Origin of the sequence: Microbulbifer sp. MCCC 1A16149 (assembly GCF_050368945.1) — a bacterium.
Taxonomy (GTDB): Bacteria; Pseudomonadota; Gammaproteobacteria; order Pseudomonadales; family Cellvibrionaceae; genus Microbulbifer.
Map to the genome: position 1 here is coordinate 2,907,801 of NZ_CP185959.1, position 22,268 is coordinate 2,930,068.

The 22,268-nt window shown below is 58.0% G+C and carries 19 protein-coding genes; 10 read left to right on the forward strand and 9 right to left on the reverse strand.

All coding sequences use genetic code 11. The annotated features are described in order from the left end of the window. Positions 1 to 33: 33 nt before the first annotated feature. The 4 genes from uraH (at position 34) to ACONT6_RS12290 (ending at position 4,792) form a co-directional block, all read left to right on the forward strand. The gene (gene uraH, locus ACONT6_RS12275) at positions 34 to 366 is read left to right on the forward strand and encodes a hydroxyisourate hydrolase (protein ID WP_428818782.1); all 333 of its coding nucleotides are present in this window, start codon (positions 34 to 36) and stop codon (positions 364 to 366) included. A 55-nt stretch (positions 367 to 421) separates the two neighbouring features. Next, on the forward strand, positions 422 to 1,804 hold the full coding sequence (guaD, locus tag ACONT6_RS12280; protein WP_428818783.1) for a guanine deaminase: 1,383 nt from the start codon (positions 422 to 424) through the stop codon (positions 1,802 to 1,804). 58 nt (positions 1,805 to 1,862) lie between these two features. Continuing rightward, positions 1,863 to 3,101 (forward strand): urate hydroxylase PuuD, encoded by a 1,239-nt coding sequence (locus ACONT6_RS12285; protein ID WP_428818784.1) that lies wholly within the window; start codon positions 1,863 to 1,865, stop codon positions 3,099 to 3,101. A gap of 377 nt (positions 3,102 to 3,478) precedes the next feature. Further along, complete coding sequence (locus ACONT6_RS12290; protein ID WP_428818785.1) at positions 3,479 to 4,792, forward strand: endonuclease; 1,314 nt, start codon at positions 3,479 to 3,481, stop codon at positions 4,790 to 4,792. Positions 4,793 to 4,942: 150 nt separating this feature from the next. Here ACONT6_RS12290 and ACONT6_RS12295 read toward each other — a convergent pair whose 3' ends face one another. The 4 genes from ACONT6_RS12295 to deoA form a co-directional block, all read right to left on the reverse strand. Next, entirely contained in the window at positions 4,943 to 7,183 is a 2,241-nt protein-coding gene (locus tag ACONT6_RS12295; RefSeq protein ID WP_428818786.1) for an aldehyde dehydrogenase family protein, read from the reverse strand. Positions 7,184 to 7,246: 63 nt separating this feature from the next. Next, positions 7,247 to 8,191: a deoxyribose-phosphate aldolase gene (gene deoC, locus ACONT6_RS12300; protein ID WP_428818787.1), complete on the reverse strand. Its 945-nt coding sequence runs from the start codon at positions 8,189 to 8,191 to the stop codon at positions 7,247 to 7,249. Then, positions 8,188 to 9,477, reverse strand: a complete 1,290-nt coding sequence (locus tag ACONT6_RS12305; protein ID WP_428818788.1) for a phosphopentomutase — start codon at positions 9,475 to 9,477, stop codon at positions 8,188 to 8,190. Before ACONT6_RS12305 ends, deoC begins: the two co-directional genes overlap by 4 nt. A 1-nt stretch (position 9,478) precedes the next feature. Next, positions 9,479 to 10,822 carry a thymidine phosphorylase gene (gene deoA, locus ACONT6_RS12310; RefSeq protein WP_428818789.1) on the reverse strand — a complete coding sequence of 448 codons (1,344 nt, stop codon included), beginning with the start codon at positions 10,820 to 10,822 and terminating at the stop codon, positions 9,479 to 9,481. Between the two features lie 278 nt (positions 10,823 to 11,100). Here deoA and ACONT6_RS12315 point away from each other — a divergent pair, with 278 nt between their 5' ends. From ACONT6_RS12315 to ACONT6_RS12330, 4 genes are all read left to right on the forward strand, one after another. Further along, on the forward strand, positions 11,101 to 12,309 hold the full coding sequence (locus tag ACONT6_RS12315) for a NupC/NupG family nucleoside CNT transporter (protein ID WP_428818790.1): 1,209 nt from the start codon (positions 11,101 to 11,103) through the stop codon (positions 12,307 to 12,309). A 31-nt stretch (positions 12,310 to 12,340) separates the two neighbouring features. Next, positions 12,341 to 13,282, forward strand: a complete 942-nt coding sequence (cdd, locus tag ACONT6_RS12320; RefSeq protein WP_428818791.1) for a cytidine deaminase — start codon at positions 12,341 to 12,343, stop codon at positions 13,280 to 13,282. Positions 13,283 to 13,355: 73 nt separating this feature from the next. Continuing rightward, entirely contained in the window at positions 13,356 to 13,991 is a 636-nt protein-coding gene (upp, locus tag ACONT6_RS12325) for a uracil phosphoribosyltransferase (protein WP_428818792.1), read from the forward strand. A gap of 61 nt (positions 13,992 to 14,052) precedes the next feature. Next, positions 14,053 to 14,688 carry a TetR/AcrR family transcriptional regulator gene (locus ACONT6_RS12330; protein WP_428818793.1) on the forward strand — a complete coding sequence of 212 codons (636 nt, stop codon included), beginning with the start codon at positions 14,053 to 14,055 and terminating at the stop codon, positions 14,686 to 14,688. An 18-nt stretch (positions 14,689 to 14,706) separates the two neighbouring features. Here the strand turns inward: ACONT6_RS12330 and ACONT6_RS12335 are convergent, their stop codons facing one another. The 5 genes from ACONT6_RS12335 to ACONT6_RS12355 all read right to left on the reverse strand — a co-directional run bounded on the left by ACONT6_RS12335 (position 14,707) and on the right by ACONT6_RS12355 (position 20,628). Then, a complete protein-coding gene (locus ACONT6_RS12335; protein WP_428818794.1) occupies positions 14,707 to 15,927 on the reverse strand; it encodes an allantoate amidohydrolase in 1,221 nt (406 codons plus the stop codon). Further along, the gene (locus tag ACONT6_RS12340; protein WP_428818795.1) at positions 15,924 to 16,946 is read right to left on the reverse strand and encodes an adenosine deaminase; all 1,023 of its coding nucleotides are present in this window, start codon (positions 16,944 to 16,946) and stop codon (positions 15,924 to 15,926) included. The genes ACONT6_RS12335 and ACONT6_RS12340 overlap by 4 nt, the downstream gene beginning before the upstream one ends. Positions 16,947 to 16,980: 34 nt before the next feature. Next, positions 16,981 to 18,117, reverse strand: coding sequence for a pyridoxal-phosphate-dependent aminotransferase family protein (locus tag ACONT6_RS12345; RefSeq protein WP_428818796.1), 1,137 nt, complete (start codon positions 18,115 to 18,117; stop codon positions 16,981 to 16,983). A 112-nt stretch (positions 18,118 to 18,229) separates the two neighbouring features. Next, the gene (locus ACONT6_RS12350; RefSeq protein WP_428818797.1) at positions 18,230 to 19,042 is read right to left on the reverse strand and encodes a sulfite exporter TauE/SafE family protein; all 813 of its coding nucleotides are present in this window, start codon (positions 19,040 to 19,042) and stop codon (positions 18,230 to 18,232) included. A gap of 32 nt (positions 19,043 to 19,074) precedes the next feature. After that, positions 19,075 to 20,628, reverse strand: coding sequence for a gamma-glutamyltransferase family protein (locus tag ACONT6_RS12355; protein ID WP_428818798.1), 1,554 nt, complete (start codon positions 20,626 to 20,628; stop codon positions 19,075 to 19,077). Between the two features lie 376 nt (positions 20,629 to 21,004). Here ACONT6_RS12355 and puuE point away from each other — a divergent pair, with 376 nt between their 5' ends. Continuing rightward, positions 21,005 to 21,922: an allantoinase PuuE gene (gene puuE, locus ACONT6_RS12360; protein ID WP_428818799.1), complete on the forward strand. Its 918-nt coding sequence runs from the start codon at positions 21,005 to 21,007 to the stop codon at positions 21,920 to 21,922. 49 nt (positions 21,923 to 21,971) lie between these two features. Further along, positions 21,972 to 22,265 carry a DUF1330 domain-containing protein gene (locus ACONT6_RS12365; RefSeq protein ID WP_428818800.1) on the forward strand — a complete coding sequence of 98 codons (294 nt, stop codon included), beginning with the start codon at positions 21,972 to 21,974 and terminating at the stop codon, positions 22,263 to 22,265. Positions 22,266 to 22,268: the final 3 nt, after the last annotated feature.

The window sequence follows — 22,268 nt, forward strand, 5'->3', positions numbered from 1 at the left end:
CCGAGCCGTGCCGAAGGAATAAGGGAAAGTACTATGCATAAATCCCCGATCACCACCCATATCCTCGACCTGCACCGGGGGCAACCCGCCGCCGGGGTCCGCGTGGAACTTTACTGTGCCGGTGACTTGATCGCCATCGCGAACACCGACAGCGATGGCCGTGTCGTTCACTGGGATACAGGTTTTGAGCTGGCACCCGCGCACTGGGCACTGGTATTCCAACTACATCCATGGTTCCAGCAACAGGGAGACGAATGCTTTTTCCCCAGCGCGACACTGGAATTCAGTATTTCCGACTGCACACGCCACTACCATATCCCGCTGCTGCTCAATCAGTACGGCTACACCACCTACCGTGGAAGCTGAGAAAAGTCGAAACGATATTGAGCCTGAAGCACAAGAGTATCGAGAGGATATTGAATTGAAACAAACACTGCTGCGCAGTCGTATAGTGCACTTTCGTGACGATGTCGCCGGCTCGCCGGATACTGCACTCGAGTATTTCGAGGATGGCGTTATCGGCTTCGCGGATGGGCGTATCACCCTGCTTGAAGATGCTCGCCGTGCCGAGAAGCAGGGCCTGGACCTGAGCACCGCTGAACACAGGCCCGAGGCGCTGGTCACCAGCGGCTTTATTGATGCTCATGTGCACGCACCACAGCTTGCCGTGATGGGCAGCTACGGCGAAAAACTGCTGGACTGGCTACACAAATACACCTTTCCTGCGGAGCTGCAATTTGCCGACGAGGAAATTTCCCGGCAAAACGCCGAATTTTTTATCGATGCCCTGCTCGCCTGCGGAACCACCAGCGCCATGGTATTTACCACCAGCTTCGCCCACAGTACCGATCACCTGTTCCAGGCCGCCGAGCGCGCTGGCATGCGACTGATCGCCGGTAAAGTATTGATGGACCGCAACGCCCCAGATGCGCTGCTGGATACTCCGGAACGCGCCCTGCGCGAATCTGCCACGCTGATCGAGAAATGGCATGGACGCGGTCGGCTCGGCTACGCCGTCACCCCCCGCTTTGCCGGCACTTCCAGCCGCGAGCAACTGTCGGTAGCGGGTCAGTTACTACGGGATTATCCCGACCTGTGGCTACAGACGCACCTGAGTGAAAATCTCGATGAAATCACCTGGACCGCCTCTCTTTTTCCCGAAGCCAGCGACTACCTCAACACCTATGAACTGTATGGGCTGCACGGCGAACGCAGTATCTACGCCCACTGCATTCACCTGAGTGAATCAGAACAACACCGTATCGCCTACGCTGGCGCCTCTGTGGCCTTCTGCCCCTCGTCCAATCTTTTTCTCGGCAGCGGCCTGCTGAAACTACAACAATTGCGCGAGCACGAAATCCCGGTGGCGCTGGCCACCGACGTGGGCGCCGGCACCAGTCTGTGTCAACTGCGGAGCATGGGGGAAGCCTACAAAGTCTGTCAGCTCGGAGACTATCCCCTGGGGGCCGCTGAGGCTTTCTATATGGCCACACTTGGCGCTGCCCGCGCCCTGCACCAGGAAAGGCATATAGGCAACCTGGCACCGGGCAAGGAAGCAGATATTCTGCTGCTAAATGGCAACAGGGAACCGCTATTGCGCGAGCGGCTACGTCACTGCCGGGATATTCGCGAGGAGCTTTTTGCCTACATGTCCATGGGGGACGAACGCATTATCGAGCGCACTTATGTAGCAGGAAAGGTGGCAGGCAAGATGGCAGGAGAGGTGGCGGGAATGAAAACAAAAATGGGCACATGTTCGCCCCGCCACGAACCGCAACATCACGAACGCGTGCACGCACCCTAAGAAATTTAGCCATGCCTACCCGGGCCCGCATGGCAAACCGGAATAAAAGAGATCACAGATGGAAACCCTGCTCTACGATTGGTTCAACCTGCTGTTGCGTATGCTGCACGCCATTGCCGCCATTGCCTGGATAGGCGCTTCATTTTATTTCGTGTGGCTCGATAACAATCTTGAGGCGCCAGATAGTGAAGGAAAAGCCCGTGGACTGGCCGGTGGCCTGTGGGCATTTCACGGCGGCGGCATCTACCAGGTGAGCAAATACAAGCTCGCACCACCGGTGATGCCTGAACGCCTGCACTGGTTCAAATGGGAGGCCTATACCACCTGGATTAGCGGCGCGTTACTGCTGACACTGGTTTACTACGGGCGCGCTGACCTGTACCTGTGGCAACAGGGCAAGTGGTTGGCCACGCCGACCCTAGCCATCTATATGAGCATTCTGTTTCTCGCTGCTGGTCTGCTGTGTTACGAGCTGCTATTCCGTTTCCTGCGCCCGCACAGTCGCCGGGTGTTCAATGCCCTACTCATAATGCTCATCGCCCTCGCCTGCTGGCTCTCCAGCCAACTGTTCAGCGATCGCGCGGCCTTCCTGCAAGTGGGTGCACTGCTTGCCAGCATTATGGCCGGCAACGTCTTTTTCGGCATTATCCCTGCCCAGAAGGGTTTTATCCACGCGCTGGACCACGGCGAGGAACCCGACGCGGTCCCGATGCTGGCAGCCAAGCATCGCTCGATACACAATAATTATTTCACACTGCCGGTAGTATTCTGCATGCTTAGCAATCACTACCCTTTTCTTTACGGTCACCCGTTCAACTGGCTCGCCCTGATGGCTATCGTCGCCCTCGGCGCCTATGTGCGACATTTTTTCAATCTCCGCCACCGCGGACAGTTAAAGCTGCATATTCCCGCGGTCGCCGCCGTCGGTTGCATGCTGCTAGCCCTGGGCCTGGCCCAGACGCAAAAAAACAGCACCGACCTGAACGACACTGGTGCGCAGCAATCAATCGATGTATCCGGCGGTGCTCCCATGCATCTGGCTCCCATGCATCTGATAGAAACCCACTGTCAGGGCTGCCACTCCTCGGCTCCCACTCAGCCGGGCTTCAGCGCCCCTCCTCTGGGACTAGAACTGGATACCGCTCAGCAGGTTAAGGCTGCACGCAGTAGAATCCTGCCGACACTACAAAGTCGCTATATGCCTCTGGGTAACATTACCGGCATGAGCGACAACGAGCGTGCAACACTGATCGCCGCACTGGAAACCGATAACGAAGTCACTTTCACCGAAGACTGAATTCCCCCAGTAACCCCCTGAGAAATCCCTCCTGAAAAACGCACCAATTACTGTCACATATGCACGTTAATGTGGCAGTAATTATCTGCGTTTCCCGATTGAAAATTTCACCTTGACGCCGGTAGAAAGCATTTTTAAAGTTGACCAACTGATCAGGATAAATACTTGCTCAGTGCCTTTAATGCAGCCCCCAAAAGCTTCGCATTTACCTGCGGATGAATCGGTACCCGGGTAGAAGTGGTCGGTGCGCACTTCCACATTTTGAGTGCCTATCGACCAGCTGTAGTGGTAACCAGGCGGGAGCCCTAGTGGACCACACAGTCAATTCTGTAACCACCCACTGGAGTCCCCGAAAATTCATCCTCAGGAAAATTGTAATGAAAAAGCATCTAGGTACTTTTGTATTGCTTGCGGCATTGAGCGCATGGGTAAATGCCGATGTAGATAATGGAGACTTTGAAGACTGGACGAGTGGCAGCCCGGACGGCTGGACCACAATCGATTCAGGTATCGACGTAAGCCGGACAACGTCCACCGTATACAGCGGTAGCTCGGCGGCGTCGGTGAGAGTAACAACCGGCACGCAATCCTCAACGGATCTTCGGCAGACCGTCAGCGTCAGTGCCGGCCAGACCTATAACTTTTCCGTCTGGGTCCGTCATACCGAGGGCAGTGTCGCCGCACGACTCTATGTCAACGGTTACCGGGATTACACCAACTACTCGCAGACGGGTCAGTGGCAACAGCTGAGTTACAGTTTTACCGCCAGCGGCAGCGGCACCATCGAAGTGGGACTGCGCTTTTACGACCGCTGGGGATTCGACGGCTCAGAGGTAGTTTATGTCGATGCGTTTGAACCCACCAACACCAGTGGTGGCGGATCCAGTGGCGGGGGCTCCGGTGGCAGCAGTTCCAGCGGCGGCGGCAGTTATTACGATTCCGCAAATGGCCTCAGTGGATACACGCTGAAAACTGCGCTCTACAATATTATCCAGGGGCACAGTACCCGCAGCTATGGAGACTTGTGGGATTTCTATGCCGCCAGTGACCGGGATTACTACTACGAATATGATGGCTCCATTGTGGATATCTACTCCGAGAACCCCGCTGGCAGTGATCCCTACAATTACACAGCGGTCAACGATCAGTGCGGAAACTACAGTGGTGAAGGAGACTGTTACAACCGCGAGCACAGCTTCCCGCGCGCCTGGTTTGGCGGTGCCGTAGCGCCAATGAACACCGATGTGCACCACATTTTCGCCTCCGACGGCTATGTCAATTCCATGCGCAGCAGTTACCCGTTTGGCGAAGTGGCTACGACCAGTGCCATATCCAGCAACGGCAGCAAGCTCGGCAGCGGCCAGTCCAGCCAGGGCTATACCGGCACGGTGTTCGAGCCCATTGATGAATTCAAGGGAGACCTGGCGAGAGCTTATTTCTATATGGCTACCCGCTACCAGAATGTGATTGCCGGTTGGGAGAACAACAGCAGTTACGGCAATGCCATGCTCAATGGCTCCAGCAATCAGGTATTCGAGAACTGGGCGCTCCAGCTGTTGATCGACTGGCACAATGCGGATCCGGTAAGTCAGTGGGAGATTGATCGCAACAATGCCGCGTACAATTTCCAGGGCAACCGGAACCCCTTTATTGATCATCCGGAATATGTAGAGTCTATCTGGGGACAGTAATCATTTCTGCGGGAGGTGATTTTCGCGATATGTGACAAGCGCCACCCTGCGGACTCGCCGGCGAGATTTTTCGCCGGCGAGCTCGCTCAAGCTTTTTTCCATCTACCAGTTACCGGGCACCACCGGTTAATAGCTTTTTATAATCCCTTTCTAGTTCCCGCATGGAATCAGGATATTCTTTACCGCGCAGGCTTCGCGCAGAAAGTGCTTTCCCTCCCCCTCTGCAAGGGAAAACCAGTCCGGGAATTTACCGCGATTTACCCAGATGCGCTTGTTAGTCTGAGCCGAGGATTGCTCGATCTGACCACTGCCTTCGGCACTGCCGAAGTACCAGACATGATCCACCCGCTCATGGGCGGCAAGCTGCTGCATTAAATCGTCGCGAACACCAGTGACAATATTGACCACGCCGGCCGGTATACCGGAGCTTTCCAGTAGCTGCGCCAGCAAGCCATAGAAACCGGCCCCAACCTGTGTATTGTTTTCCGAAGGCACCAGCACCACGCGATTGCCCATAGCGATGGCCGGCGCCAGCAGTGAAACCAGTGCCAACAGTGGAAGCTGGTCCGGGCAGGCTATACCAACCACACCGACCGCTTCATTCATTGACATTGCAACCCCGGAGGGGGATTGCCGGCGCATTGTGCCGTCAATTTTGTCGGCCCAGGCGGCGTATGTGAAAAGACGCTCCACGCTGTTGCCCACTTCGCGTTTTACCGCCTGTTCAGGCACGTCACCAGATTGCCCCAGATGCCAGCCAAACTCCTCAGCTCGCGCACTCAGGTTCTCGGCCACTGCGTATAAAGCCCCGGCACGCTGGCAGCCGCTAGTGCGGGGCCAGCTCTCCACCTTGAGTGCAGCCTCCACAGCACCTGCGACAGAACCGGCGTTGCTCGCAGTTGCAACGGAGCTCTTTCCCGAACGCGTAGCAGTGTTAGAAAATTCAAACCGCGGACGCAGGTACACTTCCAGTCCCCCAGCGCCCCGTTCATATCCAGATTGTCCACCGAAGTCGCAATCGATATCAAAAGGATCGCAGGAATTGATACAGATCGTGTCGGCGTTAAGCTTTGGCCCCACCTCCAGGGCGCGATTGACATTTTCCGACCACACACTGGCAAGTGTGCTGCGACCAAAGCCGTTGGCAAGCGCCACAGCCTCGGACTGGAGCCGGAAAGTCATCACGCTAAGTACCGAGCCGAACACATCTTCGCGGGCAGCTGTGTTTGAGGGTTCGACAGCACTCAGCAGCGTCGGTGGATAAAATTGGCCCTCAAGTGACGACGAGATGGGCGATTGCCAGAGTTCAGCTCCGTCATCCACACCCTGCGCCACCAATTCAGCGATACGAGCATACCGTGCCGGGTCAACAATAGCGCCCAGGTCGGTGTTGCTATCCAGCGGATCACCTACACGCAGCTTTTCCATGCGCGCACGGATTTTTGTAATGGCCGCGGCTTCAATGCCCTCCTGTACCAGTAGTTGCGCACTGTTCCACATGCCCTGTCCCTGGTTACACCAGATGGCATCGACCAGGCCTTCCACGGCACTATCCAGATCCGCGTCTTCAAAGAAGATAAACGGGCGCTTGCCCCCCAGTTCCAGGTTCAGCGCTTTGCCGCTGCCGGCAGTGCGGTTACGGATGGCACGGCCCACTGCCGCAGAGCCGGTAAAGTCGAGCAGGTCGACCTCCCCGTGATCCACAAGGAATTCACCGGTGGCTGGACCACCGGTAACAATGTTGACCACTCCTGGCGGCAAGCCAACTTCCTCGCACAGCTCAGCAAACATCAGCGCGGTGAGGCTGGTATGTTCAGAGGGTTTCAGTACGATGCAGTTACCTGCGGCGAGTGCCGGAGCGATTTTTTGCGCAGCCACCAGCAGTGGAAAACCTGCCGGATTAAAAAGGCCCGCTACGCCTCGGGCCTGTCGGCCGGATAATTCCGTATCAAATAGCTGCGCCCAGCCCGCATAGTGCTGAAAACAGCCGCTAGCGAGGGGAAGATCGATATTGCTGGTTTCGCGAATAGGTTTGCCGCTATCCAGGGATTCCAGCACCGCAAATTTCCGCGCCTGCTTCCGCAGCAGCTTCGCCAACTTGTAGAGATAGTGGGCGCGACCACGGCCGCCGAGCTTCTCCCAGGTGGATTGCGCTACGTGTGCAGCATTTACCGCGGCATCCACCGCATCCCTATCGGCAGCCGCAATCGTTGCCAACCGCCTGCCAGTGGCTGGGTTAACACTATCCAGCGTTTCCGCTGAAGATACCCACACCCCATTGATAAAAAGTCCGCAGCCTTCCGCGCGGGCGTCCAGCCAGCTATCGACTTCTGCAGTATTCACCGCGGCGGGGCCGTAGTTCATGGTTTTAAAAATTTCCGCGACCTGCATAAGGTAGTATCCACTGTTTCAACACGCTGATGCATTTCAGAACCTTTCCCTGGCTGCATCCGCTCACGCACACTGTGCCAGTTGCCGTTCGATATCATCCAGAAGACTCGAGGCACCAAACCGAAACAGCTCCGGTGTCAGCCACGCGTCTCCCAGCTCTTCCTTCACCAGCACCAGATAGTTGAGTGCATCTTTCGCTGTCGAGATGCCACCGGCGGGCTTAAATCCAACAAGGTGGCCGCTCAGGGTTTCGTAGTCCCGAATTGCGCGCAACATCACCAGGCTTACCGGCAACGTCGCGTTGGTGGACTCCATACCGGTAGACGTCTTGATAAAGTCGCTACCCGCCATCATGGCGACCATAGACGCGCGGGCAACATTGGTCAGGTTGTCCAGTTCACCGGTGGAAAGGATGGTTTTCATATGCGCAGCACCGCAGGCAGCGCGAAAAGCTTGCACCTCCCGGTAGAGGGAAGCCCAATCGCCGTTCAACACATGGGCGCGGGTGATAACGATATCGATCTCCTGTGCGCCCGCGGCAACCGAGGCTTTGATTTCCGCAATGCGGGTTTCCAGCGGCGACAGACCGGCGGGAAAACCGGTGGACACTGCGGCCACGGGGATACCGCTACCGGCCAGTGCGCAAACGGCGGTTTTCACCATCTGGTGGTAAACGCACACGGCACCGGTTGTAAGCTGTAGCGATTCAATATCCAGCGCGTGTTGCAACCCAGGACTCAGCGGCGCACGCGCCTTGGCACAGAGACGGCGCACTTTACCCGGCGTATCCTGGCCAGACAGCGTCGTCAGGTCGATACAACTGATCGCTTTCAACAGCCACGCCGCCCGCCAGTTTTTTTGCAGGGAGCGGCAGGCAGCCAGCGCAGCAATACGACGCTCAACGGCACTGCGATTTACCCGGATTTCCGCCAACCAGTCCGCATTGAATACGACACCCGGGTTGGCAATCTGGCCAGTGGCAGGCGGTGGCTCCATCTTCTGATTCATCGGTATCCGCTTCCCTGCGAGTGCAACTGAGGATAGAAAGACCGACCACTCGCCAGTGGCGCCAGTCGGAAAAATTCGGCCAGGGTCTGACCGATATCCGCAAAGCTGTGCCGCAACCCCAAGCTGCCGGGGGCAACGCCGGGGCCGGAAAAGAGCGCGGGGATATGCTCGCGGGTGTGGTCACTGCCAGGCCAGGTGGGATCGCAACCGTGATCGGCGGTAATGACCACAACATCGCGGGGACGCAGCAGCGCCTCCAATTCCGGCAGGCGGCGGTCCATGGCTTCCAAAGCGGCGGCATAACCGGGCAGATCCCGACGGTGGCCATAGAGGGTGTCGAAATCAACAAAATTGGTAAATATCAGGGTCGGCTTATCCGGCTGCTCACTCGCAGCCGCGAGCGTGGCATCGAACAGCGCCATATTGCCGTCAGCCTTGATGCTGCGGCCAATACCACGCCCGGCGAAAATATCGCTGATTTTGCCGATCGCCACGACTTCACCACCGCTGCCTTGCAAACTATCCAGCAGTGTAGGTCCGTGTGGTGGTGTCGTGTAATCGCGGCGGTTAGCAGTGCGCGAGAAGGTATCGGTACTCTCACCGATAAAAGGCCGGGCGATCACCCGCCCCACATTCAGCGGATCAACCAGCGAGCGCGCGGTTTCACACAACGCCAGCAGGCGCTCGAGACCAAAGTGGGTTTCATGGGCGGCAATCTGCAATACCGAATCCGCAGAGGTATACACAATCGGCTTGCCGCTGCGAATATGTGCTTCCCCCATTTCCCGCAGAATTGTGGTGCCGGAGGCATGACAGTTGCCGAGGATCCCGGGCAGGTGACCGCGGTGGATCAACTCATCGGTCAGTGATGCGGGGAAAGCCGGCACGGCGTCGGGAAAGCAGGTCCAGTCAAACTCTACTGGCAGGCCGGTAATTTCCCAGTGGCCACTGGGCGTGTCCTTGCCGGCGCTGACTTCGGCGCAATGGCCGTATGCGCCAGTAATCGATGACGGCGTTTGGATACCCTCAGCCACACCACCGCTGCATGCTTCCAGCGCGCGCCCCAACCCCAGTCGCAACAGGTTGGGAATGGTCAAAGGACCACTCCGCAATCCCTCCCGATCTCCGTGCCCACGACTGCAACCTGCGGCAATACTGGCAAGGGTATTGGCCCCCGAATCACCAAATTTGTGGGCGTCGGCGGTCGCGCCGATGCCAAGGGAATCCATTACCAGGATAAAAGCACGCGGTGGTGCTCTGCGCTCCGCCGGTTCACTCTCAGACATATCAGCCTTCCCCGCGCCCGCCGAATCGTTGCAGGATCACTGGAGCAGGCTTCACGTCGGTGCTTTCGTCTCTGATACCCAGACGGAATGCCTGTAGCAGTCGTGCGCGGGCTCTCTCTGCATCCGCCTCGCTGGCGGCGTGAATCATCGCCAGCGGTGTGTCTGCGCCAATAGTATCTCCGGGCGCGCGGATGTCACTCAGCCCCACGCGGTGATCCACCGGGTCGCAGGCGCGTCGGCGACCGCCCCCCAGCTCCACCACGGTATTGCCAACGGCGCGCACGTCAATTTCGGTAACGATGCCGTGGCCTTCTGCAAAAACCGGCACGACGATGGGGGCGGCAACCAAATGCTTTTCCGGCCGATCCAGTAAATCCACCGGCCCACCCAGCTCAACTACCATGTTGGAGAAATATTCGCAGGCAGCGCCACTCTCCAGGCTCCACTCCATCATTTCACTTCCCTGGCCCAGTTCACTGACACGACCACTCAATTGCAACAGCTCTGCCCCCAGGGCAATCACAACCTCATGCAGACGCGGATCGCGGAAGTCGCCGCGGAGATAATCGATCACCTCGCGCACTTCCAGCGCATTGCCTGCGGTTGGTCCAAGTACCTGGGACATATCGGTGATGAGCGCTGAGATAGGCAACCCCAGCCCCTCGCCCACTTCAACAATACTGGTGGCCAGTTCTACCGCCATGGGGAAGTTATCCGCAAAGGCCCCACTGCCGGTCTTGATGTCCATCACCAGACTATCCAGACCAGCGGAGAGTTTTTTCGAGAGGATAGAAGCAGTAATCAGCGGGACCGACTCCACCGTGGCGGTGACATCGCGGATGCCGTAGAGGCGTTTGTCTGCGGGCGCCAGTTCTGCAGTCTGGCCGACAATAGCGCAGCCGGCCCGCTTGACCACCTGCTGGAAGGCTGGAATATCCGGGCTGGTGTTGTAGCCGGGAATACTGTCCATTTTATCCAGAGTGCCGCCGGTATGACCGAGGCCACGACCGGATATCATCGGCACGAAGGTGCCGCAGGCAGCAAGCATCGGCGCCAGCATCAGGCTGACTTTATCCCCCACACCACCGGAGGAGTGCTTGTCGACTACCGGGCCCGGCAGGTCCAGTGCCGACCAGTCGAGTGTGGTACCGGAACCCTGTAGCGCCCGGGTCAAAGCCACAGATTCAGGACGTTCCAGCCCCTGAAAGAAAACGGCCATCGCCAGCGCAGCCACCTGGCCCTCGGTAATGCTGCCATCCATCATGCCGCGGGCAAAATATTCGATTTGTCCTGAGGACAGAGCGCAGCCCTCGCGTTTTGCGTGAATGATTTCCTGGGCCAGCATTATTATTTAATCCCTGATTATTGCAGCTGTATTACAGCTTTTTATCGATCGACACATCATAGTTCAATCTTAACCAGTTGGTCCACTTTTTGCAGCTTTACCTGTATGATCCCGCAATGATTTTCTCGCGGAGCAAGTGTTTCAAATTGACCGGATAATCAGCCTTTGATAATTTCCAGACATCGCGTCCCAGTAAAAAAATTAATAACGCGAGCTAATTACTCTCCCAAACCGGTAGCGGAATACGACGGGACAGCGCAGCTCCAGCAGGCACCTATATGAGTTTGATTGGCATACTTGCCCTGGTAGTCATCGCTATCCTGTTTTCAGAAAACCGCAGAGCCATCAAGCCACGCACTGTCTGCGCAGCGTTCGCGATACAGGCCGGCTTCGCCGCCCTGGTGCTGTATGTGCCCGCCGGGCAATCCGCACTGGCCACCCTGTCAGAAGGGGTACAGCATGTTATCGACTATGCAGATACGGGAATTAATTTTCTGTTCGGTGATATTGGCAAGAAAAAACTCGGGTTTATCTTCGCCTTCCACGTACTACCAGTTCTGATTTTCTTCTCATCCCTGGTGGCCGTGCTCTACTATCTGGGCATCATGCAGAAAGTTGTCGGGATTATTGGCACTTTCTTTCACCGGGTACTGGGCACCGGCCATACCGAATCCCTCTCCGCCACAGCCAATATTTTCGTCAGCCAGACCGAGGCCCCCCTGATCATACGGCCTTATATTGCCGGTATGACACGCTCGGAACTGTTTGCGGTGATGGTGGGCGGGATGGCTTCCATCGCCGGCTCACTGCTGGTGGGCTACGCCAATATGGGCGTGGACCTGAAGTACCTGATTGCAGCAAGCTTCATGGCGGCACCCGGCGGCCTGCTGATGGCGAAGCTCATGGTTCCCGAACAGGAGGGCCTGCGGGACACGGCCCAGGAAATTGTTTTTGATGAAGGCGAGCGGCCAGCCAATGTCATCGATGCCGCCGCAAGTGGCGCGCTGAGCGGCATGCAACTGGCGGTCAATATCGGCGCCATGCTAATCGCCTTTATCGCACTAATCGCAATGGTCAACGGTGCTATCGGCGGCATTTTCAGCTGGTTCGGACTGCAAGGGGTGACACTACAAAGTATTCTCGGTGCCGCTTTCTCGCCCATTGCCTATTTACTGGGGATTCCCTGGGCAGAAAGTATCACCTCCGGCAGCCTGATCGGGCAGAAACTGGTACTCAATGAATTTGTCGCCTACGCGGATTTTGTCGATCACAAAGAGGCGCTTTCTCCCCACGCCCAGGTCGTAGTGACTTTTGCCCTGTGTGGCTTCGCCAACTTTTCCTCCATTGCCATATTGCTGGGCGGCCTCGGCAGCCTTGCGCCATCGCGCCGTCCGGAAATCGCTCGCATGGGACTGAAGGCCGTCATGGCCGGAACCCTGGCCAACCTGATGAGCGCGGCGTTGGCCGGATTCTTTACCTCCCTGTAACGCCCGCAACAATATGCAACAAGATTCCCCAATGCTCGAAGCAGCGCTAACAAGCTTCCCCCAAACACTGCGCACCGAACTGGAACAGGTTACAGCCAGCGGCGGCATAGTGCGCCCAGACTTGGTGCAGCATTTCTGCGAAGCACTGGATCTCGATGTCGATGCCCTGATGCTGCGACTGGTGCCGCTGGCAGCCGCCTACGGCGTGGCACCGGTATCCCTTTACTCTGTCGGTGCCGTTGCGCGCGGTGAAAGGCTGGATAGCAACGGGTATGCAGCGCTCTACCTGGGGGCCAATATGGAATTCCCCGGGCGCGCCCTCTGCTTCAGCCTTCACGCGGAGCAAGCCGCGGTGGCCAGCGCCTGGAATAACCGGGAACCCGGCATTGCCAGCCTGGCAGTGTCCGCAGCCCCTTGCGGCCATTGCCGACAGTTTCTGTATGAACTTTCCGAATCCAACCCGCTGCAGATCGTGTTTCCCGAGGGCACCCGTCAGCGTTATCGGCAAACAGATATTGCCGAACTGCTGCCCGGCGCTTTCGGCCCCGCTGATCTCGGTCACGAGGGCAATATGATGGCGGTGAACATTGCCGCCACTTCCGCGCAGCTGGAGGTTGAGCAAAGCGCGAATGGCGACGCGCTGGTGACGGAAGCCCTCAAAGCCGCGCGTTTTTCCTATGCACCCTATACTCGAAACCATGCCGGCTGCGCAGTGCAGCTGCAAAACGGACTGATATTTTCCGGCAGCTACGTGGAAAATGCTGCACACAATCCCGGGCTGTCACCTCTACACGCTGCACTATCGAATATGCGCATGGCGCTTGGCCCCGGAAGCGGGCGCGAGGGTCTGCAGAAAATTGCCCGCTGCGTGCTGGTGGAGAAAGCAGCCGATATTAGCCAGCGGGAACTGGTCACCACGCTGACCTCCTCCTTTGCGCCAGACATTGCATTGGAGTATTACGCAGCCTATTAACCCATCATCAAGCGCCCGGCGACTAACCCGTTAGCCGGCCCCACTTAAAACGAAAAATACAGGGCACAGTGAAATGAACGAAAACTTTGTTTTGATCGACCACCCACTGATTCAGCACAAGCTGACGATCATGCGCGATCGCGCCACCACGGCTGGAAAATTCCGTCTGCTGTTGAAGGAAATCAGCCTGCTGATGGGCTACGAGGCGACGCGGGACCTGCCAATCACCAGTAAAAATATTGAAACCCCGCTGGAGGAGATGGATGCTCCGACGCTGTCAGGTAAAAAACTCTGCCTGTTCTCCATTTTGCGTGCTGGTGATGGACTGCTGTCCGGGCTGCTGGAACTGGTACCCTCTGCCCGGGTCGGCCATATCGGCCTGTACCGCGATAGCAAGACACTGGAAGCGGTGGAGTATTTCTTCAAGGCGCCCAAACAGCTGTCCAACCGTTTATGCCTGGTGGTTGACCCGATGCTGGCCACGGGTCACTCCGCCTGTGCCGCGCTGGACAAAATCAAAGAGCATGGCGCCAAGAATATCCGCTTTATTTGCCTGCTGGCGTCCCCCGAGGGGCTGGCCACACTGGCCGAGAAACATCCGGATGTAACGGTTTATGCGGCCGCTCTGGACAGGGAACTCAACAGTAAAGGGTATATCCTTCCGGGTATTGGCGACGCGGGGGATCGCCTGTTTGGCACCGGCAAATAGCCGCCCCGCATCGCATGTGAGAGAATCACCTGCAACCAAGTTCAGTACGACCAGACACTCTATGCCCGATAATAAAAAGCCTGGCACCGCAAGGAAGTCGGGCATTCGCGAAGCAAATACCCGCCAGATCATTGCCGCGGCAGAAGCCCTGTTCTCGGAAAAAGGCTTTAACGGCACCTCCACCCAGGAGATTGCCGACAGGGCCGGCTTGCCCAAAGCCAATGTGCACTACTACTTCAAGACCAAGCAGGACCTCTATACCGTAGTGTTACAGGACGTCCTGCAGGGCTGGCAGAAAGATGCAGAAATCTTTCAGCGCTCCTCGGACCCGGGGGAAGTACTGCGGTCTTATATCCGCGCAAAAATGGAACACTCGTTTACCCGGCCAAAAGGCTCAAAAATGTGGGCGATGGAGGTTATCCAGGGTGGGCCGGTGATGGGCAAAGAGATCCGCAAGGCGCTTGTCTCGTGGGATGACACAGTGCTGCAGCGAATCCAGTCCTGGATCGACGAGGGCAAAATCCAGGCTGTCAGTCCACAGAGCATGCTCAACATGATCTGGGCTACGACGCAGTACTATGCCGACTACGATTATCAAATCCGGGTTTTGAATGGCAACAAACGCCTGACCAAGTCGCAGCAGGAAGAGGCCATTGAGGATGTGAGCCGGATGATCCTGCACGGGGTTTTGACATAGCCCCCAGGCACCGCAACTTCAGCCGCCGGCTTGGGTTTCCTCCACTGCAGCCTCAAATACATCCAGCGCCAGCGCCACATCCCCAGCATCGACAGATTCATCCGGATGGTGGCTGACGCCCCCCGCACAGCGTAAGAACAACATGCCTACGTCGGTCGCGACTACCATGGCCATGGCATCGTGACCTGCGCCGCTTGGCAAGGAAAACTCCGGCTGGCCACAGCGCGCCAGAGCGCGACTGCCGGCTTCGCGCAACCGCGGGGCACAGGCCACGGCCGGTGCACTGTGAATTTCACAGTACTCCATCGCCACCTGTGAGCGATCACACAGGGACTCGATACCTTCGATGATTTCTGCCAGCGCGCGGTCGCGCAGCTGGTCTTCGCCACTGCGGATGTCCAGAGTAAATTCACAACGGCCGGGAATCACATTGACCGATCCCGGTTGCGCTTCGATTTTGCCAACAGTGGCCACCACGCCACAGCGGCGCGCGACCGCATCCACAAGCTGCACCGCACCCGCCGCTGCAAGCAGCGCATCCCGGCGCATGGTCATCGGCACGGTGCCCGCGTGGCCGGCGCGGCCCTGCAGGGTAAACTGCAGGCGCCGCGCACCGGCGATGGCTGTCACCACCCCGAGCGCCAGGTCTCGCTCTTCCAGCACCGGCCCCTGTTCGATATGTAATTCCCAGTAGCCCAGTAGCGACTCCCCGGCGCGGGAGGCTGTGGTAACCATTGTCGGGTCCAGACCGAAAGCGGTAAAAGCCTCGGCCATGGAAACCCCGTTGGCATCGCACAATTCCAGCAACCCCGGATCCCACTGGCCGGCAACGGCGCGGCTACCCAGCAGCGTAGCGCCAAAGCGGCTGCCTTCCTCATCCGCAAAACCAACCACATCAATGTGAAACGGAAAGCGTTTGCCACGCTGGTGAAAGCGCGACACTACTTCAATGGCGGCCAGCACACCGAGAATACCGTCGTAACGACCGGCACCCGGCACCGTATCCAGGTGAGAACCCAACACCAGGGTTTGCCCATCCGCATCGCTGCCGGCGTAGTGCCCCCAACAGTTGCCCGCGGCATCGGTGCGGGTTTCCATTCCAGCCTCACGCATCCACTGCATTACCTGCTGATTGCAGTGGCGGTGCTCATCCGTCAGATAAGTACGACAGATAGAACCCTCGGTGGCACTGATGGTTGCGAGCAGATCGCAGCGTTGCAACAGGCGCTCGGCACTCACGCGGCCTCCGCAAAATTGTCGAGCTGCTTCAACAGCGCGGTCTTTTCCGCCTCGGGCAGGAAGCTGGCCTCAAAGCCGTTGCGCAGTAACTGCAGAGCCTGGCTACGGTTGAGGTTCAGCGCACGGTGCATCGCGATAAAGTTATCGTTCATGTAGCCGCCGAAATAGGTGGGATCATCGGAATTGACGGTTACCATCAACCCACGCTCCAGCAGCTGCAAAATATTGTGCTGCGCCATTTCAGGAAACACACACAGACGCACATTGGACAGCGGGCAGACCGTAAGCGGCACGCCGCGCTCGCGCAGCCATTCCACCAGCGCGTCGTCTTCCACACAGCGAACACCATGGTCGATGCGTTCTACCTGTAAATCCTGCAGCGCGGAATAAATAAAGGCGGGCGGCCCCTCTTCACCGGCGTGTGCGGTAAGACGGTAACCGCGCTCCCGGGCACGACGATAAAGTTCGGCAAATTTTTGCGGTGGGTTACCCTGCTCGCTACTGGCGAGACCGATGGCAACGAAGTCGTCCCGATATGCCTCTGCCTGATCCAGCACCCCCAGCGCCTCCGATTCCGGCAGGTGACGCAGAAAACTCAAAATCAACTGTACAGACTGTCCCCAGCTGCTACGAGCCTCGACGATGGCGCGCTTGAAACCGGCCATAAATACCGGAAAGTCGATACCGTTCGGCAGGTAGGTCTGCGGCTCGATCATGATTTCGGTGTGGACAATATTGTTCTGCCGGCAACGCTGCAGATAGTCCATCATCAAATGGTAGAAGTCCTCTTCATCCCGCAGCACCGAGGCACCCAGGTAGTAGAGGTCGAGAAAGCTTTGCAGGTTTTCAAAGCGATAAGCGGCCTCTACCTCTGCCAGCGATTTATAGGGCAACTGCACACGGTTTTTCTCTGCCAGTTGCAATAGACGGCCCGCTTCCAGGGTGCCGTCCAGATGCAGGTGCAGTTCCGCCTTGGGCGCGGCGCTGAGCCAGTCTTCAAAATGGATTTTTTCGTTCACGATCCTTTCTCTCACTGTGTCCGGGCCCGGGTAATCAGGCACCCAGGATATCCATGGCTGCCGCGACCGCATCGCCGGTATTGACGGCTACCCGGTTCAGAATCAGTACCTGCTCCAGGCAGGCCAGGGTCTGCAGAACGGCATCTTTGCGCGCATTGTAGCCCATGGTGCCAATACGCCAGATACGCCCGTGCAGCGGGCCAAAAGAGGTCCCGATCTCGATGGCAAAATCCTCTAGCAACTGCGCGCGGATCTTTTCACCGTCCACACCTTCCGGAATATATACGCCGACCACATTGTTCATACGATGGCGCGAATCCCCGAACAGTTTAAGTCCCATGGCTTCAAGGCCAGCGGCCATCGCAGCGCCGGCACGTCGATGACGGGCGATCACGTTTTCCCCGCCCTCCTCGAGCCACAGGCGCGCACACTCCCGCGCGGCATAAAGCATACTGGTGGCTTCGGTGTGGTGATTGAGCCGCTCCTCGCCCCAGTAATCCATGATCATCGCCAGGTCGAAATAATTGGAGCCAATACGCTCGCCGGCGGCGTCGCGATGGTGACTCGCTCGTATCCCCGCCTCCACGTGGCGACGGCTGTTGATCCGCTGTACCGCATCGTCGTTAAGCGTAATTGGCGCGATGCCGGAGGGGCCGCCCAGACATTTCTGCAGACCGGCGGAGACTACGGAAATACCCCAGTTGTCGGTCAGAAAAGGATTGCCGCCGATGGACGCCGTGGCATCACAATAGGTGAGCACCCCTTTTTCCCGGCACAACTGGCCGATGTCCGCCAGCGGCTGACACATGGTCGTGGAAGTATCCCCCTGCACCAGCGCCACCAGATCCGGTTTGATCCTGTCGATGGCCGCAGCCACCTGTTCCGGTTCCGCCACCCGCCCCCACTCGAACTCAAGGCAGTGCACCTCGGCGCCGGCGCGCTCGGCAATTTCCCGCAGCAGCAGGCCAAAGCGCCCGAACACCGGTACCAGCACCCGCTCTCCGGGCTTCAACAGTGATACCAGTGCCGCCTCGATACCTCCGCGGGCAGTGCTGTCTACCATGAACGTCCAACGGTTTTCAGTCTGGAAAACACCGCGATAGAGGTCCATGGTCTCATTCATGCAACGGGTCATGAACGGGTCAAACTGCCCCACCAGTTGCTGTGACATAGCTCGCAGCACCCTTGGATCACAGCTGATGGGACCGGGCCCCATCAACAGCCGGGGCGGGGGTACAAAAGGTTTCATATTCACTTTGTCTGATTCCTGCATCACCGTGTACTCACCCCATTGCCGCCTGGTAGATCATCCGTGTACCACTAAAAAAAAGAAAAATCGCAAAAATCCGCTTCAGCGCCGCACCGTTCAGACGCGAGCCCAGCCACACGCCTACCGGCGCCAGGGCCACCGACAGCGGGACAATCAGGGCAAAGCCCGGCAGGTTGATAAAGCCGTAGGTCGCTTCCGGTGCATCCACCGGAGTCTCCCCCAACAGCAACATCAACAGCGCACCGGGTAGCGCGATCACAAAACCCAGTGCCGCGGCGGTACCCACCGCGCGGTGCGCGGGCGTATTGAACGCGGTCAACAGCGGTACTCCCAAGGTACCGGCACCAATACCCATCACTGATGACAGTAAGCCGATCACGGCGGCCATCCCCCCTTGCACCGGACGCCCGGGCAGGCGCTCGGCCAGCGCTGCGGCATTGGCCCGCAACAACATATTCAGTGCCACCAGCAGCGCCACCGCACCAAAAATCCCCGACGCCAACACGCCGCCGCCATGGGTCGCCAGCAGCACGCCACCGATAACCCCCACGGCAACAAACGGTGTCCAGCGCTTCAGGATTTCTGCGTCCACATTGCCGCGCTGGTGATGCGCGCGCACCGAAGACAGGCTGGTGGCGACAATAATCAACAGCGAAGTGCCGGTGGCCACAGACATGGCCGTGGCCGCACCGACGCCCAGCCACTGAAAGACGAAGAACAGTACCGGCACAATCACAATACCGCCGCCAACGCCGATCAGGCCCGCCAACAGGCCGGCTATCATGCCGGTAAATACCAGTGCGGCAATCACCGGCAGCCACTGCATAAGAGTTTCCGCAAACATCGAACTATCCGCTTTTAATCCAGGGTTTCACACAGAGCCAGGCCGTCGCTGCGCGGATCTGTCGCGCATTCGACGCGGCCGCTGGCATCGATATAAATACCCCCAGCGTGGCCCATCATTTCAATATGCTGTGGCACCGGTCGTATCTCGTGGCCCATGGCCGCGAGCTGGGGGCCGATTCGCTCATAGAGCGCCTGCTCCATTTTCAGGTCCATGGAAGTCTCGCCCCAGGTACGCCCCAGTAGCCAGCGACCTTCGGCAATGGCATCTGCCAGTGGCAGCCCCTGGTAGAAACGGCGTGCGAACACTGCCGCCTGGGTCTGCGGCTGCCCTTCCCCACCCATGGTGCCGTAGGCGGCACGCCCACCGTCGCCGAAATTCGCCATCGCCGGGTTCAACGTGTGGAAAGGCTTTTTACCCGGTGCCACAAAATTGCGTGAAGCCGGATCTCGGGAAAAACCGAGGCCTCGGTTATTCCACACCAGGCCCAGTTCCGGTAAAACCACACCGGATCCGAATTCCCAGTAGACACTCTGGATAAAACTCACCAGAGTGCCGTCCCTGTCCAAAGCGCCCATCCATACGGTATCGCCGGGTTCCGCTACTTTGCCCCACGGGCGCGCACAATCTGCGCGGATATTCGCAGCCAGCTGACGGATATGTTCCGGCTGCAACAACTGCTCCCACTGATCGCTCAGACTGACCGGGTCTGCCACTTCGCGATCGCGTACCAGAAACGCCTGCTTGGTAGCTTCGATCAGGTGATGCACCCGCTGCAATTCGTCCCAGTCCTCCTGGTACAACTGATCGTAAATGGCAAGAATCAGTAGCGAAGCGACGCCCTGAGTAGGTGCTCCCAGGTTGAACAGCTGAGCGAGAGACGTCTCCACAGAAAGTGGTATTTGCAGCTCGGCACGGTAATCGTGGAAGTCCGTTGCCCGCAGGGGGCTTCCGGCGGTTTCGAGAGCAGCAGCCATTTCCTCTGCCAGGGATCCGCGATAAAAACTGTCCAGTCCCTCTGTGGCCAGCCGCTCGAAAAGCGCTCCCAGGTTTGGGTTGCGCAGCCGCGCGCCAACGGCAGGCAGTTTGCCGTCGGGGTAGTAAAGCTGCTGAATATCCTCACAGCCCTCCGCCGCACACTTTCGCAGCGCGGCAACCAGGCTTTCGGTTACCTCTATCCCCTCGTCACAGCCGCGACGCGCCTCGGCAAAGAGCGCTTGCAACGGCTGCAACTCGGTAAACTGCCCAATGTAGTCACGTGCCGCCTGCCAACCGCCCACGGTGCCGGCAGAGGTGAACGCGGCACCGGCGCCGCGGCTGGGCGGCGCTGATTGCGGGTCGATGGCCGCGGCCGCGCAACCGGCGGCATCGATGGCCACGGGCGCTTCCCCCTCACGCTGGATCAGCCAGAAACCATCGCCACCGAGGCTGTTCATATGGGGATAGTGCACGGCAATGGCAGCCGCGGCGGCTACCATTGCGTCCACGGCGGAACCGCCGTTGCGCAGAATTCCCATTCCCGCCTCGGTCGCTTTGAAATGTGGTGCGGTAAAGGCAATGTTTGTCATGAATAACTTCCGACTGTTTTTCTTGTTTCGCGGCCACGCCGCGTATGCGGCACCAGTTTTCGCCCTGCAGCAGGCTGCAACATTTGCGCCAAATTCCTGTCCAATCGGTTAATTTTTTAAAAGCCTCAGCGCTGATGCCACTTTGGCGAGCGCTGGGTGTCGCAATTAAACCGATTCCCAAGCAACGGGACGCACCAGCAGAAAGCATCGGGATCCCGGCATGCACAGCTATGTTGCACCGCGCTCGGATCCATACCCCACAGGTGCAACTGAGCGTTACGTTTACACCGCGGCTACAACCAAAATAAAACTTATCTATCTGGTCAGCTTTTTGCATTATTCTCGCAAACGGCATAAATGTGCAAATGGAGCGCCCATGAACACCCCTTACCCGCGTGACCTGATTGGCTACGGTGCCGAGCCACCGCAAGTACGCTGGCCGGGCAATGCCCGTGTCGCGGTACAGTTTGTTATCAATTATGAGGAAGGCGCAGAGAACTGTGTGCTGCACGGCGATGAGCGCTCGGAAACCTTTCTTTCAGAAATTATTGGTGCCCAAGCCTACCCCATGCGCCACATGAGCATGGAATCTCTATACGAGTACGGCAGTCGCGCCGGTTTCTGGCGGTTGTGGCGGCTGTTTCAGGAGTTTGATTTTCCGGTCACCGTGTACGGCGTCGCCATGGCGCTGGAGCGCAACCCACAGGTGGTAGAAGCGATGCTGAGAGCGGAATGGGAAATCGCCAGCCATGGCTATCGCTGGATCGACCACCAGTTTATGCCCGAGGAAGAAGAGCGTGAACAGATTGTGCGGGCGATAGAGGTACACCAACGGGTAACCGGCAGCCGTCCACTGGGCTGGTACACCGGGCGCGACAGCCCCAACACCCGCCGCCTGATTCAGGAACAGGGCGGCTTCCTTTACGACGCCGATTCCTACGCGGACGATCTGCCTTACTGGACGGATGGGTGCCAGGGCCCCCATCTGGTGGTTCCCTATACCCTGGACAGCAACGATATGCGTTTTGCCACTGCTCAGGGGTTTCATACCGGCGAGCAGTTTTTCACTTATCTGAAGGATTCTTTCGACACACTCTACGAGGAAGGTATCAGCCATCCCAAGATGCTGAGTGTGGGGCTGCACTGTCGCATCATTGGCCGCCCGGGCCGCCTGCAGGGACTGAAACGTTTCCTGCAGTATATCCGGGAGAAATCCGGAGTCTGGGTTTGCCGGCGCGAGGAAATCGCCCGCCACTGGCACAAGCACCATCATCCAGAAAATAGCGCTAAGTAGCCAGGCGAAACCGTCCAGCTAAACAATTCAGTCAAAAAAGGAGAGTAGCGTGAGCGCATTCGTCATCGTGGATATCAAAGTCAGGAATCCCGCAGAGTACAGCCGATATATCGAGCTGATCACCCCATCAGTCGCCCACTACAATGGCCGCTATCTCGTGCGCGGTGGCAAACCACAGACCCTCGACGGCGACTGGGTTTCCGAACGCATAGTGATCATGGAGTATCCCAGCCGGGAAAAGGCTCAGGCCTGGCTAACAGACCCCGCACTTGTGGATATCCACAACATGCGCCGGGAGAACAGCTACCAGTGCGACATGTTGCTGTGTGACGGGGTAAATTGATTT

Excerpts from the sequence above, each read along its gene's own strand:
- deoA (WP_428818789.1), bottom strand. The coding sequence starts at position 10,822 with ATGCTGGCCCAGGAAATCATTCACGCAAAACGCGAGGGCTGCGCTCTG.
- uraH (WP_428818782.1), top strand. The coding sequence starts at position 34 with ATGCATAAATCCCCGATCACCACCCATATCCTCGACCTGCACCGGGGG.
- puuE (WP_428818799.1), top strand. The coding sequence starts at position 21,005 with ATGAACACCCCTTACCCGCGTGACCTGATTGGCTACGGTGCCGAGCCA.
- deoC (WP_428818787.1), bottom strand. The coding sequence starts at position 8,191 with ATGAATCAGAAGATGGAGCCACCGCCTGCCACTGGCCAGATTGCCAAC.
- ACONT6_RS12350 (WP_428818797.1), bottom strand. The coding sequence starts at position 19,042 with ATGCAGTGGCTGCCGGTGATTGCCGCACTGGTATTTACCGGCATGATA.
- ACONT6_RS12295 (WP_428818786.1), bottom strand. The coding sequence starts at position 7,183 with ATGCAGGTCGCGGAAATTTTTAAAACCATGAACTACGGCCCCGCCGCG.
- ACONT6_RS12305 (WP_428818788.1), bottom strand. The coding sequence starts at position 9,477 with ATGTCTGAGAGTGAACCGGCGGAGCGCAGAGCACCACCGCGTGCTTTT.
- ACONT6_RS12315 (WP_428818790.1), top strand. The coding sequence starts at position 11,101 with ATGAGTTTGATTGGCATACTTGCCCTGGTAGTCATCGCTATCCTGTTT.
- ACONT6_RS12355 (WP_428818798.1), bottom strand. The coding sequence starts at position 20,628 with ATGACAAACATTGCCTTTACCGCACCACATTTCAAAGCGACCGAGGCG.
- upp (WP_428818792.1), top strand. The coding sequence starts at position 13,356 with ATGAACGAAAACTTTGTTTTGATCGACCACCCACTGATTCAGCACAAG.
- cdd (WP_428818791.1), top strand. The coding sequence starts at position 12,341 with ATGCTCGAAGCAGCGCTAACAAGCTTCCCCCAAACACTGCGCACCGAA.
- ACONT6_RS12290 (WP_428818785.1), top strand. The coding sequence starts at position 3,479 with ATGAAAAAGCATCTAGGTACTTTTGTATTGCTTGCGGCATTGAGCGCA.
- ACONT6_RS12285 (WP_428818784.1), top strand. The coding sequence starts at position 1,863 with ATGGAAACCCTGCTCTACGATTGGTTCAACCTGCTGTTGCGTATGCTG.
- ACONT6_RS12330 (WP_428818793.1), top strand. The coding sequence starts at position 14,053 with ATGCCCGATAATAAAAAGCCTGGCACCGCAAGGAAGTCGGGCATTCGC.
- ACONT6_RS12345 (WP_428818796.1), bottom strand. The coding sequence starts at position 18,117 with ATGTCACAGCAACTGGTGGGGCAGTTTGACCCGTTCATGACCCGTTGC.